The sequence below is a fragment of the Pseudomonas lactucae genome (genome assembly GCF_036688725.1).
In the GTDB taxonomy this organism is placed as follows: domain Bacteria; phylum Pseudomonadota; class Gammaproteobacteria; order Pseudomonadales; family Pseudomonadaceae; genus Aquipseudomonas; species Aquipseudomonas lactucae.
This window is the reverse complement of the sequence record NZ_JAQQPT010000006.1, coordinates 57,529-79,248: the sequence shown is the minus strand read 5'-3', so window position 1 is coordinate 79,248 and position 21,720 is coordinate 57,529. Positions and strand designations below refer to the sequence as shown.

Here is a 21,720-nt window from a genome sequence, read left to right as displayed (position 1 = left end):
CTTGAACGCTCAAAACCCCGGGAAGTCGTAGCCCTGAGACGGCGATTTCCCTGAACGCCGCGGATGCACACCAACCCGTGAGGTGTTTATGAGCGAGACCCCCAATGGCGCGGCGGCCCAACCGTTTGTCGCCCACTCGATACGCTTGACTCTCAATGGCCAGGACCGCCAGCTGGACGTGTTGCCCTGGACCACCTTGCTCGACCTGCTGCGCGAACGACTCGACCTGGTCGGCAGCAAAAAGGGCTGCGACCACGGCCAATGCGGCGCCTGCACCGTATTGCGCGATGGCAAACGCATCAACGCCTGCCTGACCCTGGCAGTGATGTGCGACGGCGCCGAGTTGACCACCATCGAAGGCCTGGCCAACGGCGACCAACTGCACCCGATGCAGCAAGCCTTTATCAAGCATGACGCCTTCCAATGCGGCTATTGCACCCCCGGCCAGATCTGCTCCGCCGTCGGCCTGGCCAATGAAGGCCGCGCCCACGACACGGCGCAAATCCAGGAATTGATGAGCGGCAACCTGTGCCGTTGCGGCGCCTATAGCAATATCCGCGATGCCATTGAAGATGCCCTGGGAGGTGAGCGATGAATCCCTTCCAATACAGCAAACCGGTGAATGTGCAGGAGGCCGTGCGCCTGAGCAGCGCCGCTTCGCGCTTCATCGCCGGCGGCACCAACCTGCTGGACCTGATGAAAGAAAACATCAGCCGCCCCGACCACCTGATCGACATCACCGGCTTGGCGCTGCATGACATCCAGGAAACCGCCGACGGCGGCCTGCGCATCGGCGCGTTGGTGAGCAATGCGGACCTGGCCTGGCACCCCTTGATCGAGCAGCGTTATCCGCTGTTGTCCCAAGCCATCCTGGCCGGGGCCTCGCCGCAATTGCGCAATATGGCCAGTACCGGCGGCAACCTGCTGCAGCGTACGCGCTGCTATTACTTTTATGACGCCACGGTGCCCTGCAACAAGCGCGAGCCCGGCAGCGGCTGCCCGGCGCGCAGCGGTCTGAACCGCATCCATGCGATCCTCGGCGCCAGCGAGCAGTGTGTGGCCACGCACCCGTCGGACATGTGCGTGGCCCTGGCGGCGCTGGAGGCGCGGGTGCATGTCGAAGGCCGAGCTGGCGCACGGGTGATCGAGTTCGCCGACTTCCACCGCTTGCCCGGCGACGCACCGCAACGCGACAACCAATTGGCCGACGACGAACTGATCATTGCCGTTGAGCTGCCCGCCGATTCGCTGGCCCGGCATAGCCATTACCTCAAGATCCGTGATCGTGCCTCTTACGCCTTTGCCTTGGTCTCCGTCGCCGCGGCCCTTGAGCTGGACGGCGAGGTGATCATTGACGCGCGCCTGGCTCTGGGCGGCGTGGCCCATAAACCCTGGCGTGACCGTGCAGTGGAGGCCGCGTTGATCGGCCAGGCCGTCAGTCGCGAGACGTTCAGCAACGCTGCCGACGCGCTGTTGCAAGACGCCGAGCCGCTGGAACACAACGGCTTCAAGATCAAGCTGGCGCGCCGCGCAATCATTCGCGCCTTGAGCGACGCCGCCGTCGCAGGAGAACAGCCATGAGTGCCATCGGCAAACCCCTGGACCGTGTCGACGGTCTGCTCAAGGTCACGGGGCAGGCGCGTTATGCCGGGGAATTCCCCGAAGACGGCCTGCTGCATGGCAGCGTGGTCTCCAGCACCATTGCCAAAGGTCGGGTAACCCGCATCGATGCCTCCAAAGCCCTGGCGCTGCCGGGTGTGGTGGACGTCATCCATCACCTCAACCGGCCGCAAATCGCCAGCTATGACGATGCCTTTGCCGACGCCGATGCCGCCGATGGCTCGCCGTTTCGCCCGCTTTACAACGACCGCGTGCTCTACAGCGGGCAGCCGTTGGCCCTGGTGATCGCTGATAACCTGGAGCTGGCACGGCATGCGGGCTCCTTGATCGAGATCGAGTTCGAGCAGGAAGCCTTCGAGACGGACCTGCTCACCCAGCAGGAACAAGCCCATCCCTCACCGCAGACGCCCCCCGCGCCGCGTGGCAACTTCCAGGCCGAATGGTCCGGCGCGGCCATCAGCCTCGATCTGCACTACAGCACTCCCATCGAACACCACAACCCCATGGAACCCCACGCCAGCACCGTGCTGTATCAGCCGGATGGCACGTTGCATATCCATGACAAAACCCAGGGGCCGCAGAACTGCCAGGCCTATGTGCAAAAGGTCTTCGGCCTGGATAAAAGCCAGGTGCGCATTTTTGCCGCATTTGTCGGCGGTGCGTTCGGCTCGGGCCTGCGCCCGCAATACCAACTGCCGCTGGCGGTGATGGCGTCGCTGGCACTCAAGCGCTCGGTGCGCGTCACCCTCACGCGCCAGCAGATGTTCACCTTCGGCTACCGCCCGCGCACCTTGCAACGCCTGCAACTGGGCGCGGCCGCCAACGGTCGATTGCTGGCGCTTGGGCATACGGCAATTGGCCAGACCTCGCGTTTCGAAGACTTCAGCGAACACGTGGTGGAGTGGAGCGGCATGCTCTATCACTGCGACAACGTGCAGATGACCTACAAGCTGGTGCCGCTGGATGTGTTCACGCCATTGGACATGCGCGCGCCCGGCGCCGCCCTGGGGTTGATCGGCCTGGAATGTGCCATGGATGAACTGGCCTGCGCCCTGGCCATCGACCCGGTGCAACTGCGCCTGATCAACTATGCCGAACGCAATGGCAACGAAGACAAACCCTGGTCGAGCAAAGCCTTGCGCGAGTGCTACAGCGAGGGTGCCGAACGGTTCGGCTGGAAGCAGCGCAACCCAGAGCCGCGCAGCATGCGCGACGGCCGCCAGTTGATCGGCTGGGGCATGGCCGGCGGCGTCTGGGAAGCGATGCAGATGAAAGCCAGCGCCAAGGCGAGCATCGATGCGCAGGGCAAACTCACCGTCAGCAGTGCCACCACGGATATCGGCACCGGCACCTACACGGTGATGACCCAGATTGCGGCGCAGGCCAGTGGCGTGGCGATGTCAGATGTACGTTTTGTGCTCGGTGATTCCTCCTTGCCCACGGCGCCGCTGCAGGGCGGCTCGTTTACCGTGTCCTCCGTCGGCACCGCCGTTCAGCAAGCCTGCCAAGCGCTGACCGCCAAACTGCTGACCATCGCCCGGCAGACTTACCCGGTCTTCAAGGCTGCCGAGTCTGTGCGCTTTGAAGACGGCCACTTGCACGCGGGGGACGTGAGTGTGACGTTGGCGCAACTGGTCAAGGACAGCGGCGAAGAGGCGCTGCAGGTGCAGGTCGACAGCGCGCCGGACAAGAAGCGCGAGGGCTATGCCACCGCCACCCACTCGGCGGTATTCGTCGAAGTGCGGGTGGACGAAGACCTGGGCACCATCAAGGTCAGCCGAGTCGTCAGCGCGATTGCCGCCGGGCGGGTGGTCAATCCGAAGATGGCGCGCAGCCAGATCCTTGGCGGCGTGGTGTGGGGCATCGGCATGGCGCTGCATGAAGAGACCCAGATCGACCACCGATTGGGGCGCTACATGAACCACAGCCTGGCCGAATACCACATCCCGGTGAATGCCGATATCGGCGACGTTGACGTGGTGTTTGTCGATGAACACGACGAGATCGTCAATGCCCTGGGGTCCAAGGGCGTGGGGGAGATCGGGATTGTCGGGGTAGCGGCGGCAGTGGCGAATGCGATTTACCATGCCACCGGCAAGCGGGTGCGGGAGTTTCCGATCACGTTGGACAAAGTGCTCTGAAAACACCGCATAACCCATGTGGGAGGGAGCAAGCCCCCTCCCACATGGGCCTTTTACCAAAATAAGGTCCCGTGGTGACGCTCAGACTTTCGCTTCTTCCACCGGCACATGCATCCGATCCCGATTCGCCAACGTCGGGAACAGTTTGATCCACACCCCGGTCACCACCAGCGTGCCAATCCCGCCCATGACTACCGCGGGCACGGTGCCGAACCAGTGGGCGGTAATCCCGGATTCGAACTCACCCAACTGGTTGGACGCGCCGATAAACAGGCCGTTGACCGCACTGACCCGTCCGCGCATTTCATCCGGCGTCTCCAACTGCACGAAGGACGCGCGGATGACCATGCTGATCATGTCCGCCGCGCCCAGCACCACCAGCACCGCCAGGGAAAACCAGAACGAGGTGGACAGGCCGAAGGCAATCGTCGCCACGCCGAACACGCCGACGGCGGTGAACATCACGCGGCCCACCTGGCGGTCGACCGAAAACCGTGCCAGCCACAGTGACATCAACAACGCGCCCACCGCCGGCGCCGAGCGCAACAGCCCCAGGCCCCAGGCGCCGGTCAGCAGGATGTCCTTGGCAAACACCGGCAGCAGCGCGGTGGCGCCACCCAGCAGCACGGCGAACAGGTCGAGGGAAATCGCGCCGAGAATGTCCGGGCGGCTGCGGATAAAGCGAATGCCGGCCAGCAGCGAATCCAGGGTGGCCTTGCCTTTGTTCAGCGGGGTCTGGCGGGCGGGCAGGTTGAGGGTCAGCCCGCAGGCGATGAGGTACAGCACCACCGTGGGGCCATATACCCAGACGCTGCCGAACGCATACAGCAGACCGCCCAGCGCCGGGGCGACGATGGTCGCCAGTTGCTGGGCCGATTGCGACGAAGCCACGGCCCGCGGGAACAGCGCGCTGGGCACGATGCTGGGCAGCAGCGCCTGGGTGGTGGGCATTTCGAAGGAGCGGGCGGCGCCGAGCAGGAAGGCGAGGATAAAGATCATCTCGCGGGTGACGTTGCCGGTCAGGCCGCCAATGGCCAATGACAGGGCGATACATGCCTGCACGGTCTGGCAGATGGCGGCGACTTTGCGTCGCTCATAGCGGTCGGCCACATGCCCGGTGTGCAGCATGAACAGTACGCGCGGCACGAACTCCACCAGGCCGACCAACCCCAGGTCCAGCACATTGCCGGTCAACTGGTAGAGGTTCCAGCCGATGGCCACGGTGAGCATCTGGAAGCCGCTGGCGGTGAAGATCCGCGCCAGCCAGAACGCGATGAAAGGGCGATGGTGACGCAACAGCAACGCGGGTTCACTAGGCATCGGGAATTCAAGTCAACGGCCGGAGGGAAGGGCGAGATTAGCATCATGCTGTAACAATTAGTTGCAAGAACAGCACTGAGGCAAGCTGTCACGCGGCAAAAGACCACATAACTGGACACACAAAATGGGACTACTCTTTCAGCAATGCTTGATCCAGATCAAGGCCTGCATGGGGCTTGATCGGGCGGCCGTAAGGCCAGAATCCCTGCGTGGTGGGTTAAAAAAAGAAACGAATTGAAATTCGCCACACTCCATATCCGTGGGGGCAGTGGGTGCAGGCTCCCGCCAGCAGCCGGTATTACCTGACAGAGGAAGACTTATGTTCGGTTTGGAGGCGCTCGATCTCGCCCGAATTCAATTCGCGTTCACCATCTCGTTCCACATCCTGTTCCCGGCGATCACCATTGGCCTGGCCAGTTACCTCGCGGTGCTGGAGGGCTTGTGGCTCAAGACCCGCAACGACACCTACCGTGACCTCTACCATTTCTGGTCGAAGATATTTGCCGTCAACTTCGGCATGGGCGTGGTCTCCGGCCTGGTCATGGCCTACCAGTTCGGCACCAACTGGAGTCGCTTCTCGGACTTTGCCGGCGCCGTCACCGGGCCGCTTCTGACGTATGAAGTGCTCACGGCCTTCTTCCTCGAAGCCGGTTTCCTTGGTGTGATGCTGTTCGGCTGGAACAAGGTGGGGCGCAACCTGCACTTCTTCTCCACCGTGATGGTGGCCGTGGGGACGTTGATCTCGACCTTCTGGATCCTCTCGTCCAATAGCTGGATGCAGACCCCGCAGGGCTTTGAGATCGTCGATGGCCGCGTGATCCCGACCGACTGGTTCGCCGTCGTTTTCAACCCGTCGTTCCCCTATCGCCTGGCGCACATGGCCACGGCCGCCTTCGTGGCCACGGCGTTCTTCGTCGGTTCGTCGGCGGCCTGGCACTTGCTGCGCGGCAAGGACAACCCGGCGATCCGCAAAATGCTCTCGATGGCGATGTGGATGGCGCTGATCGTGGCGCCTATCCAGGCGGTGATCGGTGACTTCCACGGCCTCAACACCCTTGAGCATCAGCCGGCGAAAATCGCCGCGATTGAAGGTCACTGGGAAAATAAAGGCAATGAACCCACCCCGCTGATTCTGTTCGGCTGGCCGGATATGAAGGCTGAAAAAACCAAATATGCGGTGGAAATCCCCTACCTGGGCAGCCTGATCCTGACCCACTCCCTGGACAAACAGGTGCCGGCACTCAAGGAGTTCCCGCCTGAGGATCGCCCGAATTCGACCGTGGTGTTCTGGTCGTTCCGGGTCATGGTCGGCCTGGGCTTTTTGATGATCTTCACCGGGCTGTTCAGTTTGTGGCTGCGGCGGGGCGGCAGGATGTACACGTCCAAACCGTTCCTGTACCTGGCGCTGTGGATGGGCCCCTCCGGCCTGATCGCAATTCTTGCCGGTTGGTTTACCACCGAAATCGGCCGTCAGCCGTGGGTGGTCTACGGGTTGATGCGCACGGCGGATGCGTCCTCGGGGCATAGCCTGGCGCAGATGACGATCACCCTGGTGTTGTTCGTGGTGGTGTACTTCGCGCTGTTCGGCGCCGGGTTGGGCTACATGATGCGCCTGGTGCGCAAAGGTCCTGTGACGTATGAAGTCACCGAGCCGACCCACGGTGGCCCTGGCCAGAAACGTACGCCGGCCCGTCCTTTGTCCGCTGCCGATGATGGCACCGACAACGACTCGTCATCCCAACAGCACGACGACATCCAGCACAAGGGGCATTGAGATGGGTATTGATCTTCCGCTGATCTGGGCTGTGATCATCATTTTCGGGATTATGATGTACGTGGTCATGGACGGCTTCGACTTAGGGATCGGCATCCTGTTTCCGTTCGTGAAGGGCAAGACCGACCGTGACGTGATGATGAACACCGTGGCGCCCGTGTGGGACGGCAACGAAACCTGGCTGGTACTGGGAGGCGCGGGGTTGTTCGGCGCGTTCCCGCTGGCCTATTCGGTGGTGTTGTCGGCGTTGTACCTGCCGTTGATCCTGATGTTGATCGGGTTGATCTTCCGGGGCGTGGCGTTCGAGTTCCGCTTCAAGGCCAAGGACCACAAGCGGCACCTGTGGGATAAGGCGTTCATCGGCGGTTCGCTGGCGGCGACGTTCTTTCAGGGCGTGGCGTTGGGAGCATTCATCGATGGGATTCCGGTGGTGAACCGCCAGTTTGCCGGTGGCTCGCTGGATTGGTTGACACCGTTCACGATGTTCTGTGGCGTGGCGCTGATCGTGGCTTATGCCTTGCTAGGCTGCACCTGGCTGATCATGAAGACCGAAGGCAAGTTGCAGGAACAGATGCACAACCTGGCGCGGCCGTTGGCGTTCGTGGTGTTGGCGGTGATTGGTATCGTCAGTATCTGGACGCCGCTGACGCACGCGGAAATCGCCGGGCGCTGGTTCACCCTGCCAAACCTGTTCTGGTTCCTGCCGGTGCCGGTCCTGGTATTGGTCACCATGTATGGGTTGATCCGCGCGGTGGCGCGTAATGCGCACTACACGCCGTTTCTGCTGACGCTGGTGCTGATCTTCCTCGGCTACAGCGGCTTGGGCATCAGCCTGTGGCCGAACATCATTCCGCCCTCGGTATCGATCTGGGACGCGGCCGCACCGCCGCAAAGCCAGGGCTTCATGCTGGTGGGCACCTTGTTCATCATCCCGTTCATCCTGGGCTACACCTTCTGGAGTTACTACGTATTCCGCGGCAAGGTCACCCACGAAGACGGTTATCACTAGGAGGTCGTCCCATGTCCGGCAAACCGACGTTGCAGGAGATTGAACAGGCCGAGAAACAGCCGCTGTGGCGGCGTCTGGGGTGGCTGGCGATGATCTGGACCGGCAGTGTGCTGGCCCTGTTTGTGGTGGCCAGCCTGATGCGCATGTTCATGAATGCGGCCGGCCTGACCACTCACTGACATCCCGATCCGCGTCTTGCGGCCCGCTGCCTGCTGACTCAAGGGGCAAGCCCTGCTCTTGTTCCGCAAGGGCAGGGTTTTTTTATTTGCGCGCCTTGAGGATGACGAATTTTGGTGTCGCCGCCACTTGCTCGACACCGCGGAACAAGCGCGCCAACTTGCTGTGATAACCCAAGTGACGGTTGCCGACTATGTAGAGGGCACCGCCGACCACCAGGGCTTCGCGGGCCTGCTGGAACATGCGCCAGGCGAGGAAGTCGCCGACCACCTGCTGCTGGTGGAACGGCGGGTTGCACAGCACCACGTCCAGGGACTGCGGCTCCTGGCCGGCCAGGCCATCGCCGGCGCGGACCGTCACGTCGCGAGCGCCCAAGGCAGCCTGCCAGTTTTGCGCCGCCGATTGCACGGCCATATACGACTCGTCCACCAGGGTGTACTGCGCGTCGGGGTTTTGCAGCGCGCTGGCAATCGCCAATACGCCGTTGCCACAGCCCAGGTCCGCCACGCGCGCGCTGCCCAGGTTTTCAGGCAGGTGCGGCAGGAACGCGCGCGTGCCGATGTCCAGGCCTTCGCGGCAAAATACATTGGCGTGGTTGAGCAGTTCGATGGCGGGTGTTTCCAGGGTATAGCGCGTGGGGTAGGGCGAGACGCCCGCCGGCCGATCTGCAAGGGTCGCGATCAGCAGCCGTGCTTTTTTCACGGCCAACGAGGCATGCATCGGCCCGATATAGCGCTCCAGCAATTCTCCGGCCGCCCGTGGCAGGTGCTTGACCATCGCCCCGGCGATCACTTCGGCGCCCGGTGCCAGTTGGCCTTGCAGGCGGATCAGTTGCTCCTCCAACAACGCCAGGGTCTTGGGCACGCGGATCAGTACGCGGTCGAAAGGCCCGTTCGGGGTTTGGCTGGCAGGGATAAACGTCACGGCATCAAAGGCTCTGGCGTTGCGCACCAGGTTTTTTTCCAGCCCCTGGGCGGCGAGAAATGAATCACCGCTGGACACCACCTGCACCCGACCTTCAAGGCTGGCCGCCAGGGCGCCGAAGCTGTCGTTGAGCACCAGCACGCGGGTGACGGCAGCAGGCTGTTGTTCTGCCAGGTAGCTGAGCAGGTACTCATCGGCGGCATCGAAGGCTTGCAGCGGATCGTTGTGCTGTTCGGGCTGGCGGATCAGATCGAGCTGGGCGAAGGGGCTGTCGAGCAGGGGCATGGCGGGAGAGAACTCTGGGTAATCGAACCATCTGGGTGAACGGCGACGGGAGGCTGGAAGCCGCGTCCTCACCCGGAACTGGTCGAGAATGTTACGTTTTTTCCGCAAGGATTACATGAGGTCGTTAAAGAAACCGGCTTTGGCGGCCTTCATGATGGCCGCGATTTTATTATTGACCCCCAGTTTTCTCATTGAACTGCAGTTATGAAAGCCGACGGTACGTTCAGACAGGCACAGAATCTTGGCGATCTCGCCTGCAGTCTTGCCCAGGGCTGACCAGCGCAGGACTTCCAGCTCGCGCGGCGTCAAGTTATTACAGGGCACGGCATCCGGTTCGTTCGCGTACTTGTGCGCCACCACGGTATGCATGGCATGGCAGAGCCATAGGGCATTACCGGCTTTTTCGTAAAGCTCTTCGGGGCTGATCTCCCGTTTGCTTCGGCTCAGCGTCAGCATACTGAATACGCCTCTTGGCCCATGCAGTGGTTGGGTCCACCCCAAGTGCACGCCACAGGATTGGGCGAGCGTCCACAAATGAGGGGTGCCCTGGAAGGCGGTTTCTTTCCAGACAAACGGCAGAACGGAGCGCTGGCAGTGGGCGACGACAGGGTCTACATCTGCGAATTTGGCTTGTTTATAAAGGTGACTCCATTCGTTTGGATAGTTGCTCTTTTCAAATATGATTTTTTGGTTTGCAAGTTGTTGGGTACTCATTTTAAAGGAACAAAATTGGAAGCCGAGTGAGTACGTCTCGTTGATAACCATTTCGAAAACACTGGTGATCTGGTCCTCGTCTTCCAGTTTGGGGAGCCGTGTGTTTCGCCAGTTAAGCATCGGTAACTCTCCATGAGTATGGGGTGTCTTGGGGTACGTCCTGATCCCATTGCGACACGGAACTGAGTGTAGGATAAGGACTACTTTTTGAGGAGAAAAAAACGTTATATAGATGGAATTACTTAAATTTTAAAAGTTATACAAGTCTTGATTTGTTGTGCAGGTAATTGCGCTGTGGAGGGAAACATTAGTTGTATTAGGAAGTTATCAGTAGTGGCTAATCAATGGCAGTTGGCAGTCGTGTTGCAATGAGCGGCGTATGGATAAGAGTGCTAATAGCCAAATAATTAGTGGGGTCGTGACTTGAGTTTTTATACTAATTAGCCGCGTTGAAAGTATGGTTTTATCACCTCATCGTCTACCGTGAACATTGCCATGCAATCTCACTACAAATCATCGGTGTTAGCGCGTACCGCTTTGAGGGACACTAGAGGCCTGTGCAAAACGGAGTGCCCCATGACGGCCAGTGCTGAAAAATTTACCCGCCAGACATTGCTCGATGTGCAATCGCTGACCCCCAGCCTGTTTACCCTGCGCACCACCCGCGATCCGGGATTCCGGTTCACCGCCGGCCAGTTCGTGCGCCTGGGCGTGACCAAGGCGGATGGCAGTACGGTCTGGCGTGCCTATTCCGTGGTGTCGTCACCCTTTGATGAACATTTGGATTTCTTCTCGATCGTGGTCCCTGGCGGCGAATTCACCAGTGAGCTGAGCCGCCTGCGGGTGGGTGATGAGTTGATGGTGGAGCGCCAGGCCACGGGTTTTCTGACCCTGAGTCGGTTTGTGGACGGTCGTGACCTGTGGATGCTGGGCACCGGCACCGGGGTGGCGCCATTCCTGTCGATCCTGCAGGACTTCGAGGTGTGGGAGAAATTCGAGCGCATCATCCTGGTCTACAGCGCACGCGAAGCCAAAGAGCTGGCGTACCAAGCGTTGATCAAGACGCTGGGTGAGCGTGAGTATCTGGCCGAATACGCCCACAAGCTGACGTACATTCCTATTGTCACGCGGGAGCAACACCCGGGCGCTTTGAACGGACGAATCACCACGCTGATCGAAAATGGCGAGCTGGAGCGAGCGGCCGGCGTGGCGCTGACCCCCGAGCACTCGCGCGTACTGATTTGCGGCAACCCGCAGATGGTCGACGATACCCGCCAACTGCTCAAGCAGCGCGACCTGCAACTAAGCCTGAGCCGCCGACCGGGCCAGGTAGCAGTGGAAAACTACTGGTAAACAAAAGGCGCCCCAAGAGGCGCCTTTCTTTAAACCACGCCAGGCCTAGAGCGGCTTGTCATTTTGCGCCTTGAGCAGATCGCGGATCTCGCCCAGCAATACCTCTTCCTTGCTCGGCGTTGGCGGCAGGCTTGGGGCCACTGCCTCTTCACGCTTTAGGCGGTTGATCGCCTTCACCCCCATGAAGATTGCGAACGCGACGATGATGAAGTCGATCACGCTCTGGATAAACTTGCCGTACGCCAGGACCACGGCGGGTGCATCACCCTGGGCAGCCTTGAGCGTCACCGCCAGGTCGCCAAAGTCCACGCCACCGATCAACAGACCAATCGGCGGCATCACCACGTCGCCTACAAACGAGGAAACAATTTTGCCGAAGGCTGCGCCGATGATAATACCGACGGCCATGTCGACCACATTACCTTTGACCGCGAAGGCCTTGAACTCACTGATCACGCCCATAGGTTATTCCTTGTTACAGATGAGGAGGGTGGAGCTGAGTGTAAGTCAGTCATGGCGGGCTTGCCGGACACAACGGTTAACACTGTTAGTTTTAATCGACACATTAAAACGCAAATAGTTTGCAAAGTGCCACCAATCGCGCGCGAAATACGCGCCATTTCAGGGGCTTACCACATTATTTTCTCAATCGCCCTGGTGGGCTTTTTCTATTTATCTTCTGACTCGCGGGTCACTAGCCTCTGGCAAGCACAACTGAATGTGCATTAAAAAAACCAGAGGAAACCTTGATGAATACTCCCATGAGCCGTGGGCCAGCCCTGGCGCGTCACGCGCTGGTATTGGCGACCGCCAGCCTGCTTTCCCTGTCGGTGCAGGCCGCCAACCTGACCCGCGATAACGGTGCCGCTGTCGGCGACAACCAGAACTCGCAAACCGCCGGCGCCAACGGCCCCGTGCTGCTGCAAGACGTGCAGCTCATCCAGAAACTGCAACGCTTCGACCGCGAACGCATCCCCGAGCGCGTGGTGCATGCCCGTGGTACCGGCGCCCACGGTACCTTCACGGTCACCGATAACCTCAGCGACCTGACCAAGGCCAAAGTCTTCGCAGCCGGCGAAGCCACGCCTGTATTTGTGCGTTTCTCCGCCGTGGTGCACGGGAACCATTCGCCGGAAACCTTGCGCGACCCGCGCGGCTTCGCCACCAAGTTCTATACCGCCGAGGGCAATTGGGACTTGGTCGGCAATAACTTCCCGACATTCTTTATCCGCGACGCCATCAAGTTCCCGGACATGGTCCACGCCTTCAAACCGGACCCGCGCACTAACCTGGATGATGACTCGCGTCGCTTTGACTTCTTCTCCCATGTTCCTGAGTCGACCCGCACGTTGACCGAGTTGTACTCCGACTCGGGCACCCCGGCCAGTTATCGGGAAATGGACGGTAATGGCGTACATGCCTACAAGTTGATTAACGCCAAGGGCGAAGTGCACTACGTCAAGTTCCATTGGAAGAGCCTGCAAGGCATCAAGAACCTGGACCCTAAACAAGTCGCCGAGGTGCAGGGCCGTGATTACAGCCATATGACTAACGACTTGGTCACGCACATCAATAAGGGCGACTTCCCCAAGTGGGACCTGTATGTGCAAGTGCTCAAACCGGAAGACTTGGCCAAGTTCGACTTTGACCCGCTGGACGCCACCAAAATCTGGCCGAACGTACCCGAGCGCAAAGTCGGGCAAATGGTGCTGAACCGCAACCCGGCGAACGTGTTCCAGGAAACCGAGCAGGTGGCCATGGCCCCGGCCAACCTGGTGCCGGGCATCGAACCGTCGGAAGACCGCCTGCTGCAAGGCCGGGTGTTCTCCTACGCCGACACGCAGATGTACCGTCTGGGCGCCAATGCCCTGCAATTGCCGATCAACGCCCCGCGAGTCACCGTGAACAACGGTAACCAGGACGGCGCGATGAACGCCGGCAAGACCACCACGGGCGTGAATTACCAGCCAAGCCGCCTGATGCCGCGCGAAGAGCCGCAAACCGCGCGCTATAGCCAGTCGGCGCTGACCGGCAGCACCCAACAGGCGAAGATCCAGCGTGAGCAGAACTTCAAGCAGGCCGGTGACCTGTACCGCTCCTACAACCAGAAAGAGCGCCAGGACTTGATCGACAACTTCGGCGGCTCCCTGGCCACCACCGATGATGAGAGCAAGCACATCATCCTGTCGTTCCTCTACAAAGCCGACCCTGAGTACGGCACTGGCGTGGCCAAGGTTGCCAAGGGTGACCTGGCGCGCGTGAAAGCGCTGGCTGCAAAACTGACGGACTGATTCGTTGGTTCCGGTCGACGCCCGTTGGGGCGTCGACCTCTGACAGGAGAACCCTTATGCGTATTGCTATTGGCCTATTGATGGCCATGCTGGCCCTTGTCGCCCATGCCGAGTCCCCCGAGCCTGCGGCACTCAAGGCACAGCTTCAGGATTATTACTTCGACGCCGCCCGCCGTGGCGATGTCGACATGCTCAACACCTTTATCGACTCCGGTTACAGCCTCAACACCCAGGACGACAAGGGCTACACCGCCCTGATCCTGGCCGCGTACCACGGTGAAGGCGCCTATGTGGACCGTTTGCTCGCCGCCGGTGCCGACGCCTGTGTGCAGGACAAACGTGGCAACACCGCGTTGATGGGCGCGATCTTCAAGGGCGAGCTGAAAATCGCCCAGCGTCTGCTGGCAACCGACTGCAACCCGGACCAACGCAACGGCGCCGGACAGACCGCCGCGATGTACGCAGGCCTGTTCAAACGCGTGGAATTGCTCGATGCCTTGAAAGCCAAGGGCGCCGACCTCAACGCCGAAGACCCGGTCGGCAACAGCGCTTCACGATTGGCCAGCGGTGAAATCCGGACCCCGGCGTCGCGCTGAGCTATCATCGCGGTTTTTCGGTTGGAGGTTCTCAAATGGCAAAGGCCAAGCGCATGTACGGCTGCACGGAGTGCGGCGCGACCTTTCCCAAGTGGGCCGGCCAGTGCGGAGAGTGCGGGGCCTGGAACACCCTCACTGAAACCATGATCGAAAGCGGTGGCGCCGCGGCTCCCACCGGGCGTGCCGGCTGGACCGGGCAACAGGCGCAGATCAAGACCCTGGCTGAAGTCAGCGTCGAAGAAATCCCGCGCTTTTCCACCGCCTCCGGCGAACTCGACCGAGTGCTCGGCGGTGGCCTGGTGGACGGCTCGGTGGTGCTGATCGGCGGCGACCCCGGCATCGGTAAATCGACCATCCTGCTGCAAACCCTGTGCAGCATCGCCAGCCGCATGCCGGCGCTGTACGTCACCGGCGAAGAATCCCAGCAACAAGTGGCCATGCGCGCCCGTCGCCTGGGCCTGCCCCAGGACCAGCTGCGGGTGATGACCGAAACCTGCATCGAAAGCATCATCGCCACGGCGCGCATCGAAAAACCCAAGGTCATGGTGATCGACTCGATCCAGACGATTTTCACCGAGCAACTGCAATCGGCACCGGGCGGCGTGTCCCAGGTGCGTGAGAGTGCGGCGTTGCTGGTCCGTTATGCCAAGCAGAGCGGCACGGCGATCTTCCTGGTCGGGCACGTGACCAAGGAGGGCGCCTTGGCCGGGCCACGGGTGTTGGAGCATATGGTCGACACCGTGCTGTATTTCGAAGGCGAATCCGACGGGCGTTTACGCTTGCTGCGGGCGGTGAAGAACCGTTTCGGCGCGGTCAACGAGCTGGGCGTATTCGCCATGACTGACCGGGGGCTGAAAGAAGTCTCCAACCCTTCGGCGATTTTTCTGACCCGCGCCCAGGAAGAAGTCCCAGGCAGCGTGGTAATGGCAACGTGGGAAGGCACCCGCCCGATGCTGGTGGAAGTGCAGGCGCTGGTTGACGACAGCCATCTGGCCAACCCACGCCGGGTAACGCTGGGTCTGGATCAGAACCGTCTGGCGATGTTGCTGGCGGTATTGCACCGGCATGGCGGTATTCCTACCCACGACCAGGATGTGTTCCTCAACGTGGTGGGCGGGGTCAAGGTGTTGGAAACCGCCTCCGACCTGGCGTTGATGGCGGCGGTGATGTCCAGCCTGCGTAATCGGCCATTGCCCCACGATTTGCTGGTGTTTGGCGAGGTCGGCCTGTCCGGCGAAGTGCGCCCGGTGCCCAGCGGCCAGGAGCGCCTCAAGGAAGCCGCCAAGCACGGTTTCAAGCGCGCGATCGTGCCCAAGGGCAACGCGCCGAAGGAAGCGCCGGCAGGGTTGCAGGTGATTGGGGTCACGCGCCTGGAGCAGGCGTTGGATGCACTTTTCGAATAAATCAGGAAGGGACGCTATGCAACGATCGAGTTATGGGGCAATTGCAGCGCTGTTTATCGCCTTGGCCGTATCGCCGGCCATGGCGTGGGCGGTCGAGCTGCCTGCGGGGTATCGCCTGGCGCAAAAACGGGTGACCGCGCAGGGCAGCGAGTTGCAGGTGCTGGAAGACCAGCGCATCAGCGCCCAGATGCATAAGGACAATTGGGGCGGCGGGCAGCTCGAGGACGCGTTCGAGGAGCCCGACGATCTGGCGGAGCATCCGCTGCTTGAGGCGCGGGTGCGCCTGGTGTCGGCCTCCGGTGAGGAGATCGCGCAAGAGGGCCTCGGCTATCCGTTGGCCCAGATCAAGAAGGCGCCGCTCAAGGGGTTGCCTGAGCCTGTATATTTTTTGACCATCGATGAAACCGCGCCGATGGGCACCTACAGCGGCCCGGCCACTCAACTGTTGCAGCCGGTCCAACAGCAACTCAAGCCGATGAGCTACAAGAGCGCTGACGGCAAGGTCCAGCCCTTGACCCTGGCCCACACGGGCAAGGCTGACTGGAAGGTGGCGACACCGACTGCCGGTGGGGTTGATGAACTGTTGCAGGTGTCGTCGTTCATGGAAGGCGATGGCGAGGATGACTTCACCACCCGCTACCAGACCTATCGTTTTGTCGATGGGCAGTGGCAGGGCGCGTTGAGTCAGAAAAAAGGCTATTGGGACATGGAAAGCGAGTTTCCAGCGCGTGCGGCGTTTCCCTGAACCATCACGCTTTCAGCAACGCGCCCAACTCCCGCTCCAATTCCTCCTGATCGCCGAGGTTCAACTCGATCAGCCGCCGCAAGTGGCTGATCGAGTCCAGGTCGATTTCCTTGCACACAAAGCCTAATTGGTCGTCGTCTTCGCGGGTCAGCTTTACTTGCATTTTTATATGCGCCTTCGGATCCAGGCGGATGTCGACTTCGAACGGCAGTGCCTTATTGCCTTTCCAGGGCTCGGGTCGTTTTATCGACAAGCCCTTCAGCGACAAATCATGTAATTTCACTGACCATTCGTGGCCGTTTTGCCGAAGTTCAGTCTTGGCATCAATCGCGATCCGGCGGAAACAGCGGCGGTCGGACGGGTGATCGGTCATGGTGAAACCCTCAGTGGATGGAAGCAGTGTAGCCCTGCGCCATCATTCGGCCTTTATTTCGGCTTTTTTTGCCGTTGCAAGGCTCTAGACCAACGTAGGGGGGTGGCCTTTAAAGCCAACAGCGCTAAACTCCGAGTGGCTGTCCTTTCTGTCCACCCTGGCTGGAATATAAAAATGAAAAATAATAATAGCCTGCTACGCCACCTACCCTGGCTGGTGCTGGCAATCGTAGGAGCGTGCGCCCTTGGCGTAGTGGCCTTGCGCCGCGGCGAGGCGATCAATGCCTTGTGGATTGTGGTTGCCGCGGTGGCCATCTACCTGGTCGCTTATCGCTACTACAGCCTGTTCATCGCTAACAATGTGATGCAACTCGATCCACGGCGGGCCACCCCCGCAGTGCTCAACAACGACGGTCTGGACTATGTGCCGACCAACAAACACATTCTTTTCGGTCACCACTTTGCGGCGATTGCCGGTGCCGGCCCGCTGGTCGGCCCGGTATTGGCGGCGCAAATGGGTTACCTGCCCGGCACGCTCTGGCTGATCGCCGGCGTGGTGCTGGCCGGTGCGGTGCAGGACTTCATGATCCTGTTCCTCTCCACCCGTCGTAACGGCCGTTCCCTGGGCGATATGGTGCGTGAAGAGATGGGGCGCATCCCCGGCACCATCGCGCTGTTCGGCTGCTTCCTGATCATGATCATCATCCTCGCGGTGCTGGCGCTGATCGTGGTCAAGGCCCTGGCCGAGAGCCCATGGGGCATCTTCACCGTGATGGCGACCATCCCGATCGCGATGTTCATGGGCATCTACATGCGCTATATCCGCCCGGGCCGTATCGGTGAAATCTCGATCATCGGCGTGGCGTTGCTGCTGGGTTCGATCTGGCTGGGCGGGCAGATTGCCGCTGACCCGGTCTGGGCCAAGGCCTTTACCTTCACCGGGATCCAGATCACCTGGATGCTCATCGGCTACGGCTTCGTGGCGGCGGTACTGCCGGTGTGGCTGATCCTGGCACCGCGTGACTACCTCTCCACCTTCCTGAAAATCGGCACCATCATCGCCCTGGCGATCGGCATCCTGGTCACCATGCCCGACCTGAAAATGCCGGCGCTGACCCAGTTCATCGATGGCACTGGCCCGGTGTGGAAGGGCGGCCTGTTCCCGTTCCTGTTCATCACCATCGCCTGTGGCGCGGTGTCGGGCTTCCACGCGCTGATCTCCTCGGGCACCACGCCCAAGTTGCTGGCCAGTGAAAGCCACGCCCGCTACATCGGCTACGGCGGCATGTTGATGGAGTCGTTCGTGGCCATCATGGCGATGGTTGCCGCCTCGGTGATCGAGCCTGGGGTGTACTTCGCCATGAACAGCCCGGCGGCGATTGTCGGCAGCGACGTGGTCAGCGTGGCGCAGACTGTCAGCAGCTGGGGTTTTGCAATTACCCCTGAGGCACTGTCGGCCGTGGCCCATGACATCGGTGAAACCACCATCCTGGCGCGTGCCGGCGGTGCACCGACCTTGGCCGTGGGTATCGCGCAGATCCTGCACAGTGTGCTGCCGGGTGAAAACACCATGGCGTTCTGGTACCACTTTGCGATCCTGTTCGAAGCGCTGTTCATCCTGACCGCGGTTGATGCCGGTACCCGTGCCGGTCGCTTCATGCTGCAGGACCTGTTGGGTTCCTTCGTGCCGGCGCTCAAACGCACTGAATCCTGGACCGCCAACCTGATCGCAACCGCCGGTTGCGTGGCCATGTGGGGTTACCTGCTGTACCAGGGCGTAATCGACCCACTGGGTGGCATCAACACCTTGTGGCCGCTGTTCGGTATCTCCAACCAGATGCTGGCGGGTATTGCGCTGATGCTGGCAACCGTTGTGCTGATCAAAATGAAACGCCAACGCTACATCTGGGTGACGCTGTTGCCGGCCGTTTGGCTGCTGATCTGCACCACCACGGCTGGCTTCATCAAGCTGTTCGACGCGAACCCGGCGATCGGTTTCCTGTCGCTGGCCAAGAAGTACAGCGATGCGCTGGCCGGCGGCCAGATCCTGGCTCCGGCCAAGAGCATCGACCAGATGCAGCACGTGATCTACAACGCCTACACCAACGCGACGCTGACGGCGCTGTTCCTGTTCGTGGTGTTCAGTATCCTGTTCTATGCGCTCAAGGTTGGCATCAAAGCCTGGGGCCACAAAGAGCGTACGGATAAAGAAGCCCCGTTCCAGGCCGTACCTGACGCATGATCGAGGATTGCAACCATGTTCAATGACATCAGTCGCCTCGGTAAATACCTCGGTCAGGCCGCGCGCCTGATGGTCGGCATGCCCGACTACGACACCTACGTCGAGCATATGCAAACCAAGCACCCCGACAAGCCGATGATGGACTACAAGGCGTTCTTCCGGGAACGCCAGGAGGCCCGTTACGGCGGCAAGGGTGGGCCCAAGTGCTGTTGACCCGATAGTTCGGGCCAGTGGTGATCTACTGTGGGAGGGGCGGTGCGACGATTCGACTTGCTCCCGATAGCGGTGTGTCAGTGGCATATAAGTGCCTGACACACTGCTATCGGCGGCAAGTCGAATCGTCGCACCGCCCCTCCCACATTTGTTTCAGTGTTTCTTCAAGGAGAATTTCTTTTGTCCTCTCCCATTCCAGTGACCGTCCTCAGCGGTTTCCTCGGTGCCGGCAAGACCACCTTGCTGCGCCATCTGCTCAAAGCCGAGCACGGCCTTAAAATCGCCGTGATCGAAAACGAATTCAGTGACGCCGGCATCGACACCCAGCTGTTGGGCGCAGAGCCGGTGCAGGTCATGACCCTGTCCAACGGCTGCGTGTGCTGCACCATCCACACGGACCTGACCAAGGCTCTGTACCTGTTGCTTGAGCGCCTGGACAGCGGCGAGATCGCCTTTGACCGTCTGGTGATCGAATGCACCGGCCTGGCGGATCCTGCGCCGGTGGCCCAGACTTTTTTCATCGATGAAGAATTGCGCGAGCGTTACATCCTCGACGGCATTATCACCCTGGTGGACGCGGCGCACGCCGAACATCACCTGACCCAGACCATCGCCCAGGCCCAGATCGGTTTCGCCGACCGCCTGCTGGTAAGCAAGCGTGACCTGGTGGACGACGCCACCTTCGAGGCGCTCAGTGATCGCCTGACCCGCATCAACCGCCGTGCGCCGATTCGCGTGGTCGAGCACGGCAAGATTGATTTAGCCGAACTGCTCGATGTACGCGGCTTCAACCTCAACGCCGGCATGAGCCTGCGCCCGGTGAGCCAGGCACCGTCCATCGACCGCATCTCCAGTTTGGTGCTGCGTACCGAGCAGCCGCTGGATATCGACCGCCTCAGCGAGTTCATGAATGAGCTATTGGAAGACCACGGCAAGCAACTGCTGCGCTACAAGGGCGTGCTGAACATTGCCGGGGAAGACCGGCGCATGGTGTTCCAGGGCGTGTTGAAGCTCTATGGCTTTGACTGGGATACCGAATGGGCCGAAGGCGAGACGCGCGAAAGTGTGATTGTGTTTATTGCCGATGAGTTGCCGGAAGACAAGATTCGTGAAGGCTTTGCCAAGGTTCACCAACCCTGACCGTATTTCAGCTTGAGGACATCGTTATTTCAGGCACAAAAAAGCCCGGCTCAAGAGCCGGGCTTCTTATTCAAACCACTGCAATCAAGCGCCGTACACCGGCAGCTTCTTGCAGATGGCCTTGACCTTCTCACGCACCGCGTCGATCACGGCTTCGTTGTTCAGGTCGGCCAGGATGTCGCAGATCCAGCCGGCCAGTTCCTTGCACTCTGCTTCCTTGAAGCCGCGAGTGGTCACAGCCGGGGTGCCGAAGCGCAGACCCGAGGTGACGAACGGCGAACGTGGGTCGTTCGGTACGGAGTTCTTGTTCACGGTGATGAAGGCTTTGCCCAGAGCGGCGTCAGCATCTTTACCGGAGATGTCCTGCTTGATCAGCGACAGCAGGAACAGGTGGTTCTCGGTACCACCGGACACGACATCAAAGCCGCGCTCGATGAACACGCCGGCCATGGCCTTGGCGTTTTTCACCACTTGTTGCTGATAAGTCTTGAACTCAGGCTGCAACGCTTCCTTGAAGCAGATCGCTTTGGCGGCGATCACGTGCTCCAGCGGGCCACCCTGGGCGCCCGGGAATACGGCGGAGTTCAGCTTCTTCTCGATGTCGGCGTTGGCGCGCGCCAGGATCAGGCCGCCACGCGGACCGCGCAGGGTCTTGTGGGTGGTGGTGGTCACGACGTCGGCGTAAGGCACCGGGTTCGGGTAGACACCTGCGGCAACCAGGCCGGCCACGTGGGCCATGTCGACGAACAGGTACGCGCCCACTTTGTCGGCGATTGCGCGGAAACGCGGGAAATCCAGGATCTGCGAGTAGGCAGAGAAACCGGCCACGATCATTTTTGGCTTGTGCTCGACCGCCAGGCGCTCGACTTCGTCGTAGTCGATCAGGCCGTTGGCATCGATACCGTATTGAACGGCGTTGTACAGCTTGCCGGAGGAGGAAACGCTGGCGCCGTGGGTCAGGTGACCGCCGTGGGCCAGGCTCATGCCCAGGATGGTGTCGCCACCTTGCAGCAGGGCCAGGTATACGGCGCTGTTGGCTTGGGAGCCGGCGTGCGGCTGAACGTTGGCGTAATCGGCGCCGAACAGCTCCTTGGCACGGTCGATGGCCAACTGCTCAACCACGTCGACGTACTCGCAGCCGCCGTAGTAGCGCTTGCCTGGGTAGCCTTCGGCGTATTTGTTGGTCAGAACCGAACCTTGAGCCTCCATGACCGCGGGGCTGGTGTAGTTTTCCGAAGCGATCAGCTCAATGTGCTCTTCCTGGCGCACGGCTTCTTGCTCCATGGCGGCGAAGAGATCGGCGTCGTACTTGGCAATGGTCAAATCACGGCTGAACATGGCGGTCCTCAAGGATCGGGGGCAGAAAAGGAGGGCATTCTAACCCAATGGGTTTTAGATGGC

At 60.8% G+C, this 21,720-nt stretch carries 20 protein-coding genes; 14 read left to right on the top strand and 6 right to left on the bottom strand.

Annotated elements, in window-relative coordinates; all coding sequences use genetic code 11:
* Positions 1-88: 88 nt before the first annotated feature.
* Genes V6M90_RS08220 through V6M90_RS08210 form a run of 3 tightly spaced genes read left to right on the top strand, consistent with a single transcriptional unit; the run spans position 89 to position 3,761 of the window.
* Positions 89-595 carry a (2Fe-2S)-binding protein gene (locus V6M90_RS08220; RefSeq protein ID WP_141063457.1) on the top strand — a complete coding sequence of 169 codons (507 nt, stop codon included), beginning with the start codon at positions 89-91 and terminating at the stop codon, positions 593-595.
* Positions 592-1,581: an FAD binding domain-containing protein gene (locus V6M90_RS08215; RefSeq protein ID WP_305427909.1), complete on the top strand. Its 990-nt coding sequence runs from the start codon at positions 592-594 to the stop codon at positions 1,579-1,581. Before V6M90_RS08220 ends, V6M90_RS08215 begins: the two co-directional genes overlap by 4 nt.
* The gene (locus tag V6M90_RS08210; protein WP_332846307.1) at positions 1,578-3,761 is read left to right on the top strand and encodes a xanthine dehydrogenase family protein molybdopterin-binding subunit; all 2,184 of its coding nucleotides are present in this window, start codon (positions 1,578-1,580) and stop codon (positions 3,759-3,761) included. Before V6M90_RS08215 ends, V6M90_RS08210 begins: the two co-directional genes overlap by 4 nt.
* A gap of 81 nt (positions 3,762-3,842) precedes the next feature.
* On the opposite strand, the gene V6M90_RS08205 is transcribed toward V6M90_RS08210, so the two are convergent.
* The gene (locus V6M90_RS08205; RefSeq protein WP_003176223.1) at positions 3,843-5,081 is read right to left on the bottom strand and encodes an MFS transporter; all 1,239 of its coding nucleotides are present in this window, start codon (positions 5,079-5,081) and stop codon (positions 3,843-3,845) included.
* A gap of 319 nt (positions 5,082-5,400) precedes the next feature.
* Between V6M90_RS08205 and V6M90_RS08200 the strand changes: the two genes are divergently transcribed.
* Genes V6M90_RS08200 through V6M90_RS08190 form a run of 3 tightly spaced genes read left to right on the top strand, consistent with a single transcriptional unit; the run spans position 5,401 to position 8,043 of the window.
* Positions 5,401-6,855, top strand: coding sequence for a cytochrome ubiquinol oxidase subunit I (locus V6M90_RS08200; protein ID WP_003176222.1), 1,455 nt, complete (start codon positions 5,401-5,403; stop codon positions 6,853-6,855).
* 1 nt (position 6,856) lies between these two features.
* The gene (cydB, locus tag V6M90_RS08195) at positions 6,857-7,864 is read left to right on the top strand and encodes a cytochrome d ubiquinol oxidase subunit II (protein WP_003176221.1); all 1,008 of its coding nucleotides are present in this window, start codon (positions 6,857-6,859) and stop codon (positions 7,862-7,864) included.
* An 11-nt stretch (positions 7,865-7,875) separates the two neighbouring features.
* A complete protein-coding gene (locus tag V6M90_RS08190) occupies positions 7,876-8,043 on the top strand; it encodes a DUF2474 domain-containing protein (protein ID WP_003176220.1) in 168 nt (55 codons plus the stop codon).
* A gap of 82 nt (positions 8,044-8,125) precedes the next feature.
* Here the strand turns inward: V6M90_RS08190 and V6M90_RS08185 are convergent, their stop codons facing one another.
* The gene (locus V6M90_RS08185; protein WP_003176219.1) at positions 8,126-9,250 is read right to left on the bottom strand and encodes a methyltransferase; all 1,125 of its coding nucleotides are present in this window, start codon (positions 9,248-9,250) and stop codon (positions 8,126-8,128) included.
* Positions 9,251-9,361: 111 nt separating this feature from the next.
* Positions 9,362-10,084, bottom strand: coding sequence for a LuxR family transcriptional regulator (locus V6M90_RS08180; protein WP_003176218.1), 723 nt, complete (start codon positions 10,082-10,084; stop codon positions 9,362-9,364).
* Positions 10,085-10,540: 456 nt separating this feature from the next.
* Between V6M90_RS08180 and V6M90_RS08175 the strand changes: the two genes are divergently transcribed.
* Positions 10,541-11,317, top strand: coding sequence for a ferredoxin--NADP reductase (locus V6M90_RS08175; protein ID WP_003176217.1), 777 nt, complete (start codon positions 10,541-10,543; stop codon positions 11,315-11,317).
* Positions 11,318-11,362: 45 nt separating this feature from the next.
* Here V6M90_RS08175 and mscL read toward each other — a convergent pair whose 3' ends face one another.
* A complete protein-coding gene (gene mscL, locus V6M90_RS08170) occupies positions 11,363-11,779 on the bottom strand; it encodes a large-conductance mechanosensitive channel protein MscL (RefSeq protein ID WP_003176216.1) in 417 nt (138 codons plus the stop codon).
* Between the two features lie 287 nt (positions 11,780-12,066).
* Between mscL and katB the strand changes: the two genes are divergently transcribed.
* Genes katB through V6M90_RS08150 form a run of 4 tightly spaced genes read left to right on the top strand, consistent with a single transcriptional unit; the run spans position 12,067 to position 16,352 of the window.
* The gene (gene katB, locus V6M90_RS08165) at positions 12,067-13,608 is read left to right on the top strand and encodes a catalase KatB (RefSeq protein ID WP_332846306.1); all 1,542 of its coding nucleotides are present in this window, start codon (positions 12,067-12,069) and stop codon (positions 13,606-13,608) included.
* 56 nt (positions 13,609-13,664) lie between these two features.
* The gene (locus V6M90_RS08160; protein ID WP_141063460.1) at positions 13,665-14,204 is read left to right on the top strand and encodes an ankyrin repeat domain-containing protein; all 540 of its coding nucleotides are present in this window, start codon (positions 13,665-13,667) and stop codon (positions 14,202-14,204) included.
* 35 nt (positions 14,205-14,239) lie between these two features.
* A complete protein-coding gene (gene radA, locus V6M90_RS08155) occupies positions 14,240-15,607 on the top strand; it encodes a DNA repair protein RadA (protein WP_003176213.1) in 1,368 nt (455 codons plus the stop codon).
* Between the two features lie 16 nt (positions 15,608-15,623).
* The gene (locus tag V6M90_RS08150; protein WP_141063461.1) at positions 15,624-16,352 is read left to right on the top strand and encodes a hypothetical protein; all 729 of its coding nucleotides are present in this window, start codon (positions 15,624-15,626) and stop codon (positions 16,350-16,352) included.
* 4 nt (positions 16,353-16,356) lie between these two features.
* Here the strand turns inward: V6M90_RS08150 and V6M90_RS08145 are convergent, their stop codons facing one another.
* On the bottom strand, positions 16,357-16,725 hold the full coding sequence (locus V6M90_RS08145) for a PilZ domain-containing protein (RefSeq protein ID WP_332846305.1): 369 nt from the start codon (positions 16,723-16,725) through the stop codon (positions 16,357-16,359).
* A 174-nt stretch (positions 16,726-16,899) separates the two neighbouring features.
* Here V6M90_RS08145 and V6M90_RS08140 point away from each other — a divergent pair, with 174 nt between their 5' ends.
* The 3 genes from V6M90_RS08140 (at position 16,900) to yjiA (ending at position 20,319) form a co-directional block, all read left to right on the top strand.
* Positions 16,900-18,966, top strand: a complete 2,067-nt coding sequence (locus V6M90_RS08140) for a carbon starvation CstA family protein (RefSeq protein WP_141063463.1) — start codon at positions 16,900-16,902, stop codon at positions 18,964-18,966.
* Between the two features lie 15 nt (positions 18,967-18,981).
* Positions 18,982-19,179: a YbdD/YjiX family protein gene (locus V6M90_RS08135; protein WP_003176208.1), complete on the top strand. Its 198-nt coding sequence runs from the start codon at positions 18,982-18,984 to the stop codon at positions 19,177-19,179.
* A 180-nt stretch (positions 19,180-19,359) separates the two neighbouring features.
* The gene (gene yjiA / locus V6M90_RS08130) at positions 19,360-20,319 is read left to right on the top strand and encodes a GTPase (protein WP_003176207.1); all 960 of its coding nucleotides are present in this window, start codon (positions 19,360-19,362) and stop codon (positions 20,317-20,319) included.
* A gap of 84 nt (positions 20,320-20,403) precedes the next feature.
* On the opposite strand, the gene glyA is transcribed toward yjiA, so the two are convergent.
* A complete protein-coding gene (gene glyA / locus V6M90_RS08125; protein ID WP_078743630.1) occupies positions 20,404-21,657 on the bottom strand; it encodes a serine hydroxymethyltransferase in 1,254 nt (417 codons plus the stop codon).
* Between the last annotated feature and the right edge of the window lie 63 nt (positions 21,658-21,720).

Excerpts from the sequence above, each read along its gene's own strand:
- V6M90_RS08220 (WP_141063457.1), top strand. The coding sequence starts at position 89 with ATGAGCGAGACCCCCAATGGCGCGGCGGCCCAACCGTTTGTCGCCCAC.
- V6M90_RS08215 (WP_305427909.1), top strand. The coding sequence starts at position 592 with ATGAATCCCTTCCAATACAGCAAACCGGTGAATGTGCAGGAGGCCGTG.
- V6M90_RS08210 (WP_332846307.1), top strand. The coding sequence starts at position 1,578 with ATGAGTGCCATCGGCAAACCCCTGGACCGTGTCGACGGTCTGCTCAAG.
- V6M90_RS08205 (WP_003176223.1), bottom strand. The coding sequence starts at position 5,081 with ATGCCTAGTGAACCCGCGTTGCTGTTGCGTCACCATCGCCCTTTCATC.
- V6M90_RS08200 (WP_003176222.1), top strand. The coding sequence starts at position 5,401 with ATGTTCGGTTTGGAGGCGCTCGATCTCGCCCGAATTCAATTCGCGTTC.
- cydB (WP_003176221.1), top strand. The coding sequence starts at position 6,857 with ATGGGTATTGATCTTCCGCTGATCTGGGCTGTGATCATCATTTTCGGG.
- V6M90_RS08190 (WP_003176220.1), top strand. The coding sequence starts at position 7,876 with ATGTCCGGCAAACCGACGTTGCAGGAGATTGAACAGGCCGAGAAACAG.
- V6M90_RS08185 (WP_003176219.1), bottom strand. The coding sequence starts at position 9,250 with ATGCCCCTGCTCGACAGCCCCTTCGCCCAGCTCGATCTGATCCGCCAG.
- V6M90_RS08180 (WP_003176218.1), bottom strand. The coding sequence starts at position 10,084 with ATGCTTAACTGGCGAAACACACGGCTCCCCAAACTGGAAGACGAGGAC.
- V6M90_RS08175 (WP_003176217.1), top strand. The coding sequence starts at position 10,541 with ATGACGGCCAGTGCTGAAAAATTTACCCGCCAGACATTGCTCGATGTG.
- mscL (WP_003176216.1), bottom strand. The coding sequence starts at position 11,779 with ATGGGCGTGATCAGTGAGTTCAAGGCCTTCGCGGTCAAAGGTAATGTG.
- katB (WP_332846306.1), top strand. The coding sequence starts at position 12,067 with ATGAATACTCCCATGAGCCGTGGGCCAGCCCTGGCGCGTCACGCGCTG.
- V6M90_RS08160 (WP_141063460.1), top strand. The coding sequence starts at position 13,665 with ATGCGTATTGCTATTGGCCTATTGATGGCCATGCTGGCCCTTGTCGCC.
- radA (WP_003176213.1), top strand. The coding sequence starts at position 14,240 with ATGGCAAAGGCCAAGCGCATGTACGGCTGCACGGAGTGCGGCGCGACC.
- V6M90_RS08150 (WP_141063461.1), top strand. The coding sequence starts at position 15,624 with ATGCAACGATCGAGTTATGGGGCAATTGCAGCGCTGTTTATCGCCTTG.
- V6M90_RS08145 (WP_332846305.1), bottom strand. The coding sequence starts at position 16,725 with ATGACCGATCACCCGTCCGACCGCCGCTGTTTCCGCCGGATCGCGATT.
- V6M90_RS08140 (WP_141063463.1), top strand. The coding sequence starts at position 16,900 with ATGAAAAATAATAATAGCCTGCTACGCCACCTACCCTGGCTGGTGCTG.
- V6M90_RS08135 (WP_003176208.1), top strand. The coding sequence starts at position 18,982 with ATGTTCAATGACATCAGTCGCCTCGGTAAATACCTCGGTCAGGCCGCG.
- glyA (WP_078743630.1), bottom strand. The coding sequence starts at position 21,657 with ATGTTCAGCCGTGATTTGACCATTGCCAAGTACGACGCCGATCTCTTC.